Genomic DNA, 7,371 nt, shown 5'->3' on the forward strand with positions numbered 1-7,371 from the left:
ACTAATGGTTTTACATCAACAAATGTACAAGAGGCATTAGAAGAGTTAAAAACTACAGTAGATAATACAAAAGGTGATTTATCGTTAGCAGGAGGACTTGAGTTTATAACAGGAGTAAATGGAACTGATAAGTTATTAGCTGATGCCGGTATCCAAATTGCAGATAAAGGAATTACCACTAATAAAATTAAACCAGGAAATGATGGACAAATTTTAGTAACAGAAGGAACAGGAGATACAGCTACAACTAAGTGGATTAATAAAAAAGCTGCTACATCTAATATCCTTGTGACTAAGGAAACAGCTATAGTAAGTTCTGTTAATGGAGTAGAGGCAGAGTTAATTTTAGAAGGTGATGCTGTACTAAAAGAAGGTAAAACAGTAGTACAAGCTATCCAAGGTACGCCAGTTAGTGATACTAAACCTTCTAATGCACAAACCTTAATTTATGACCAAACAACACAAGCTTGGATTCCAGGCACACCAGATGTAACAGTTGATAAGGTAGTTGATGCTAAAACATTAACAACAGATGGTGTAATTGTTATAGGTACTGATAGTAATGCAATAGCAACAACAGCTACTAAATCATTATTAACTGATGTCAAACTAAATATTGCTAATAATAAGATTACAACAGATCATATCCAAAACGGAACGATAAAACCGGAAGACATAGCTAATGCAGGTAATAATCAAGTATTGGTTACAGATAATACAGGAGCTCCTACTTGGAAAAATCAGACTGATGTAGGGGAGATAGTTACAGCGAATAATGGACTTACTAAAACAGATACTAATATCCAATTAGGAGGTTTATTAACTAAAAAAACAGCTATTAATACTACTACTGATAATACGCTTGCTTTAACGGGGCTTGATAAGAAAAAAACGCAAGCAGTTAATGAAAGTGAAGGGGTTACTCAGCATTTATTAGCAATAGATAAAAATGGAGACGTTATAAAAGCTTTAAAAGCAGCGATGCCTAAGTTCTTCTATATGCCTTCAGTAATGGTCCCTACAGCAGAGAGTCAAGCCCAACAAGAAGGCGTTACATATAATAATGCAACTCGTACAGGTACAATAGATATGTATGCTATTTATAAGAAACAATTTGGAAGCCCTGTAATGAGTAGTGTTGGAGCATCAGCTCTACCAGTTTTACCTGCATCAGAGCTAGGTTTTCATGTGACTTATGCAACAGAAGGAGTATTTACTATTCTAAGTATTAATGCAGTAGGGTTAATGACATATAAAGTAAGTGATACAGCTAATGTAAATATAGGAAGCTTTATAAACATTGTATTCTCTGTTAATGAAGATAATTGATTATGAAAAATAATATTTTATATATAATAATAGCTTTTGTCTTGTGCTTTGGAATCAAAGCACAAGCACAAAGTGCTATTTTAGAATACAATCAGAAACTTATTAAATTAACTGATTCACAGGCTAATGATCTTAATTACCTAGCTAATGGTGCACCAACCTCTATGTTTATAGCATTTGATAAACAAGCTAAAATTCATCAAGGAAACTCTAAAGAGATAGTTGAAATGTTAATTGAAGACACTAGCGATTTTTCTCGTTTAAGTAATGTTTATAAAGATGAATTAAAAGAGGTTGTTTTAATAAATATTAAATGGGATGGAAAGCAACAAATCGTTGTTCCCAAAGATTTAATTATTCAATTTAAAAGTCTTAAATACATCTACATTAGGTCATATCGAGAATTAGATAAAGAGTTAATTCAAACAGAGTTTATTGATTTATTACAAAAGTTAAACGAAAAACAAGATGTTGAAATTCTGTATTCAACAATGGATCAACCAAGTTAATAGAAAAGCTATGAAAAAATATTCAAAAAATACAAGTGCTTATCTATCAGCTTTCTTATTGTTGATTTTTTTAATACTAGGAAGTAACTTGGGGTATGCGCAAGTTGTAAAAGATTTTAAACCACGTGAATCACCGAAGGCTCCAATGCCTTATACTAACGTAAGAAATTATAATTTACAAGGAGATTTTTTAATGTTTGGTAATACCAACATGACTTTACAGAGCTATAATCTTGGTTCTGATAATAGTAATAATCAAATGAACTATGTGAATGTAGATCAGACGAATGTAAATATAGTTAATTCATCTTCAGCAGACCTTGTTTTACCAGGGGGCGAGTGTACAGAAATTATCTATGCCGGTATATATTGGTCAGGTAGAACACATGATGGAGGAAATTCTGCTGAAGAGTTTAATGTTACTAAGAATAACCGAAGCTATACATTAAACAAACGAAAAGCAAAAATAAAGTTTAATAATGAAAATTATGTTAATGTAACTGCAGCACCTCAGGATATTTATTACCCTAGTAACAAGCATGATAATATGTATTCTGCATATGCAGATATAACTTATTACGTTCGTGATAGGGGAGCAGGTACATATACTTTAGCTAATTTAGCTTTGATAGAAGGTAATGGTGGAGGAACTGGATTTTATGGAGGCTGGGGAATGGTTATTATCTATAAAAATACTGCTATGAAGTGGAGAGATATCACTGTTTTTGATGGACATGCTTACGTAGCAAGAGGGACTTACAATTATGAACTTCCTATTTCTGGATTTAAAGCGACTCAACACGGAGATGTAAATGTAACATTAGGGATGATGGCCGGTGAAGGAGATAGGAATATTCCTGGAGACTATTTTGAGATTAAAAGAGGAAGTAGCTTTGATAGATTAAGTCATAGTGGGAATTCTACAGGTAACTTTTTTAATTCTTCTATCCAAGTTGGCGGTACTGTAAGAAAACCTAATCTAGTTAATAACACAGGATTTGATATTGCTAAGTTTGATTTAAATAATACAGGTAATAAATATATTGGAAATAATGCTACAAGTGCAACATTCCGATATGGTTCTACTCAAGATACTTATGTAATTTATAATATTGTATTTGCTGTAGATGCTTATGTCCCTGATGTAGTAGGAGAGAATAAAACAACTAATTATGGAGGTGTAAAACCATTAAATAATGGAACAATCACTCCTGGACAAGAGTTTGAATTTGAGCTTGATGTTTATAACAAAGGAACAGAAGCTGTTAATAATTCTAAAATTGAAATACCTGTACCTTTTAATCTACATTTCTTAGATGCGGAGATAGTGCCAGGTCTAGATGCATCAGGAAGTGTTACTTGGGTACCACCTACTGGAGGTACAAATGATCCAAGTGTTACAGCTGGAGGTAAAATTGTTTGGGATATTGGAAATTTACCTTTAGATACAACAAAAGATAAGCTATTAGCTCAATTAAAGTATAGATTTAGAGTATCTGATAATTGTGTATTGTTATCTACCAATGTGTGTGGATTAGAAGTAAAGATTAATGGTAAAATATCTGGAGAAGGAGCTACATCAAAATCAAAAGTAAATTCTGATTTAGTAAGAGATTATGGAAACGGAGTATGTGCTGGTCCTGTTTATGATGATTTTATTTCTACCATAAGTGTTACAACAGATTTCTTGCAAAACTGTAATCCTCCTGTAGAAGATGGAATTATGCAATTTAAGGCTTTTTGTTCTGTACCAACAACAGGATTTGATAGAAGTGAAATTGTAAATAAGTATCCTCCTGGAGCTAAGTTTTATAGTAAAGTACCAACAACTTATACATCTAATGATGGTTTAATAACTGGAGATTTTTCGGTTAACAGTAATGGTAGTAGAAAAATGTATTATGTGATGGTGCCAGGTATGGAGGATGGTTGTTATGCAAAGTTAGAAATCAGTATTGAAAAAGTAACTACTTCACCTATTGCTAAGAATACAGAGTTGTGTTTTGGAGAGCCTTTAGTTTTAGAAAATGAGCTATCTGCTACAGGAAAAAACAAAGGTTATGAATTGGTTTATTTTGATAGTAATCAAGTTGAATTATCAGATGTTCCTAGTCCAACTGCTGTAGGTGTTTATAAATATTTTGTAGCAGAGGGAAAAGATGGATGTATAGGTCCTAAAAAAGAATTTACTATTGTGATTAATGCCTTACCAGAGGTAAGCAAGGATATTGACAATATTGTGATTTGTGAAAACTTCGATTCTGCTAAAGTATCTATAACTACAAATGTTTCAAATTATAAATGGGAATACACTACAACTGGAACAACAAATTGGAAAATATTAGATAATACAACTTTTTCAAATAGAATTATTCTTGAGGGAAAAACAATTAAAGTTAGTCATGCTAGTAAAGAATTAAATGGTTTACGCATTCGATTAAATGTAACTAACAATCAATGTTCAGACACATCAAATGAGTTTGAGATTAAAGTAAATGATTGTTCTGCTGTTACTAATCCGATGTTGTTAAATCAAGCAGTAGCTAATTAATTATAAAATAAAAACTATGAAGTCAAGAAAATTGTATAAATCAGTTGCTTTATTAGGTTTAGCCTTGCCTGCTACAGTAGTAGCACAGCAAGCTAAGAAAGACCAAGTAATGGTAAATCAAGGAAAGATTTCGATAGCCGAAGGAGGAGTCATGTCTACTATCTATGATTTTGACAATACAAAAGAAGGGTATGTAAAGAATGATGGAACGGTTTATTACTACAGCAACTTTAACAATGACAATATATATGATTACAGCACTAACGCCAAAGGTTCTAAAGCTGTGTTCACTCCTTTTGAAGAAGCGAAAGGAGCTCAACATATCACAGGAAGCCAACCTTCTAATTTCTTTGATATGGTACTAGATAACTCTACTAAAGACATGGCCTTTGACCTAAAGAATGAGGCTAACGTAAGAGGTAGCGTAGACTTTAAAGATGGTATTATTAAGGTAGACTCACTTGCAGGGATGTTAACTTTCCACCAAGGAGCGAAAGCGCTTAAACCTACAGATAGAAGTCATGCAGAAGGCTATGTAGAGAAGATAGGTAATGAGGAGTTTCAATATCCTAAAGGAGATAAAGGACTATACCGTTATGCTAGAATCACTGCTCCTGAGCATGTAAAGGATGCGTATGAAGGAAAGTATAACTTAGATGATAAGAACTTTTTTAGAGCGCGTAGTGCTAAGTCAGGAGTGATTAACTTACTAGATGAGCGCGAGTACTGGACAGTAGATAAAGGAAGTGATAATAGTAAAGGAGACATCATGTTGACACTAAGTTGGGATGAGCGTACTACACCTAAAGAGTTATTAGTAAATCCAGAGAAAGAATTACACATCGTACGCTGGGATGCTAAGCAACAACTTTGGGTAGACGAAGGAGGGGTAGTGGATGTGGAGAAAAAAGAGATCACAACACCAACGAGTGTGAAGGGGTACGGATTCTTTACATTAGCTACTGTGAATACAGACTTAATCTTAGACGGAGATATCGTTATTTATAACCTTGTTTCTCCTGATGGAGACGGTAAGAATGATTACTTTATCATAGATAATATCAATAGATTCCCTAATAATACAGTAGAGATTTATAACCGTTGGGGAGTGAAGGTATTCGACACGAAGAGTTATGACAGTGCAGGTAATGTGTTTAGAGGGTACTCTGATGGACGTGTTACTATAAATAAAGGTGAGAAATTACCTACAGGTACTTATTTCTACATCGTGAGTTATGAGTATAAAGATGCTAGCGGTTCGCGTATGATTAAGAAATCGGGTTACCTACATTTAGAAAGTAATAAGTAAGAAGAGTTATGAGTATTCAGAAAAATATAAAAAAAATTGGAATCAGTCTATTGTTAATAGGCTGCTTCCAAACTATGCAAGCTCAGCAAGATCCACAGTATACGCAGTATATGTATAATACTAATATGATCAACCCTGCTTATGCAGGGAGTCGTGGAACACTTAATGTGTTTGGGATGTACAGAACACAATGGGTAGGACTAGATGGAGCGCCTAAAACAGCGAATGTATCTGTGTCTACACCTCTTGGAGAAAGTGGATTAGGCCTAGGAGTGAACTTTACCAATGATCGTCTAGGAGCGATGGATGAGAATAATATCTCTGTAGATTTAGCTTATGCTATTGACTTAAATGCTGATTATAAATTAGCATTCGGGTTAAAAGCGACTGCTAATTTATTAAGTGTTGATTATACAAAGCTTAATATCCACAATCCTACTGATCCTGTAAGTCAAGAAAATCTAAACAACAAGTTTAATCCTAATATTGGAGCAGGGGTCTATTTATACTCTGATAAAGCTTATGTAGGATTATCAGTTCCAAACTTCTTGACTACAGATCGCTATGATGATAATGATATCACAACTATGCGTCAGAAGATGCACTTCTACTTAATGGGAGGGTATGTATTTGATGTGAGTGAGAACTTGTTAATTAAGCCAGCTGCTTTAGTTAAGGCAGTAAGTGGAGCACCGTTACAAGTTGATTTAACAGCTAACTTTTTAATGTATGACAAGTTTACTTTAGGAGCTGCTTATCGTTGGGATGCTTCAGTGAGCGCCTTGGCAGGATTCCAGGTCAATGAAAATCTATTTGTAGGATATTCTTATGACTTTGAGACTACTGCGCTTCAACGTTATAACTCAGGATCACACGAGATCTTCTTAAGATTTGAATTATTTAACCGTCGTAGTACAATTAATGCACCGCGATTCTTCTAAGGAAAATTAGCTATAAAGAAAGAGAAACTATGAAAAAACAGCTACTGAAAATAAGCTTATTGACAATGTTGCTTTTTGTAGGTATTAGTACTTATGGACAGAAAGTAGCAGAAAAGAAAGCGGATAAAGAATATCAAACTCAGGCTTATGTAGATGCAATCAAAATCTATGAGCGCATCGCAAACAAGGGATATACTAACGCAGATATGCTAAAGAAGTTAGCCGATGCTTATTATTTTAATGGAAAGTTACCTGAGGCTAATAAGTGGTATGAAACACTATTCGATGGAGAGTATGAGGATAAAGGAAAAGAGCCAATTCCATCAGAATATTACTATCGTTATGCACAGACGCTTAAGTCTGTTGAGAGTTATGACAAGTCTAAGCAAAAGATGGAAGAGTTTTCCAGATTGGAAGCAAATGATTCTAGAGCACAACTTTTTCAAGAAAATAAGGATTATTTGCAAAAGATAGAAGACAAACAAGATTTGTATAATATAAAGTCTTTGAGTATTAATACAAAGTTTTCGGATTATGGAGCTACTATATTAGGCAATGAATTAATTTTTACATCAGCTCGTAATCAAGAAGTAGATAAGGCTATCCACGAGTGGACTAATGAGAGCTTTACAGCTTTATACAGTAGTACGATTAACGTTGATGGGACTTTCTCAGAGCCTAAGCAGTTCGCTAAAGAGATAAGCTCTAGAGTAAATGATGCAACAGCTGTCT

General features: G+C 33.9%; 5 protein-coding genes and 1 pseudogene. All 6 read left to right on the plus strand.

Annotation, left to right across the window (positions count from 1 at the left end):
- A partial coding sequence (locus AABL85_RS17090) for a hypothetical protein (RefSeq protein WP_341310982.1) occupies window positions 1-1,329 on the plus strand: 1,329 nt, incomplete at its 5' end.
- Between the two features lie 2 nt (window positions 1,330-1,331).
- On the plus strand, window positions 1,332-1,838 hold the full coding sequence (locus tag AABL85_RS17095; protein ID WP_341310983.1) for a hypothetical protein: 507 nt from the start codon (window positions 1,332-1,334) through the stop codon (window positions 1,836-1,838).
- Window positions 1,839-1,848: 10 nt separating this feature from the next.
- Complete coding sequence (locus AABL85_RS17100; protein ID WP_341310984.1) at window positions 1,849-4,389, plus strand: hypothetical protein; 2,541 nt, start codon at window positions 1,849-1,851, stop codon at window positions 4,387-4,389.
- Window positions 4,390-4,405: 16 nt separating this feature from the next.
- The gene (locus AABL85_RS17105) at window positions 4,406-5,698 is read left to right on the plus strand and encodes a gliding motility-associated C-terminal domain-containing protein (RefSeq protein ID WP_341310985.1); all 1,293 of its coding nucleotides are present in this window, start codon (window positions 4,406-4,408) and stop codon (window positions 5,696-5,698) included.
- Window positions 5,699-5,706: 8 nt separating this feature from the next.
- On the plus strand, window positions 5,707-6,639 hold the full coding sequence (locus tag AABL85_RS17110; protein ID WP_341310986.1) for a type IX secretion system membrane protein PorP/SprF: 933 nt from the start codon (window positions 5,707-5,709) through the stop codon (window positions 6,637-6,639).
- Between the two features lie 29 nt (window positions 6,640-6,668).
- Window positions 6,669-7,371: pseudogene (locus AABL85_RS17115) on the plus strand (OmpA family protein); the annotation flags it as partial.

The sequence above is a fragment of the Myroides odoratimimus genome (assembly GCF_038039805.1).
Lineage (GTDB): Bacteria > Bacteroidota > Bacteroidia > Flavobacteriales > Flavobacteriaceae > Flavobacterium > Flavobacterium odoratimimum_B.

What these genes read in the sequence shown, in the direction of transcription:
- AABL85_RS17100 (WP_341310984.1), top strand. Translation starts at nt 1,849, where the DNA reads ATGAAAAAATATTCAAAAAATACAAGTGCTTATCTATCAGCTTTCTTA.
- AABL85_RS17095 (WP_341310983.1), top strand. Translation starts at nt 1,332, where the DNA reads ATGAAAAATAATATTTTATATATAATAATAGCTTTTGTCTTGTGCTTT.
- AABL85_RS17110 (WP_341310986.1), top strand. Translation starts at nt 5,707, where the DNA reads ATGAGTATTCAGAAAAATATAAAAAAAATTGGAATCAGTCTATTGTTA.
- AABL85_RS17105 (WP_341310985.1), top strand. Translation starts at nt 4,406, where the DNA reads ATGAAGTCAAGAAAATTGTATAAATCAGTTGCTTTATTAGGTTTAGCC.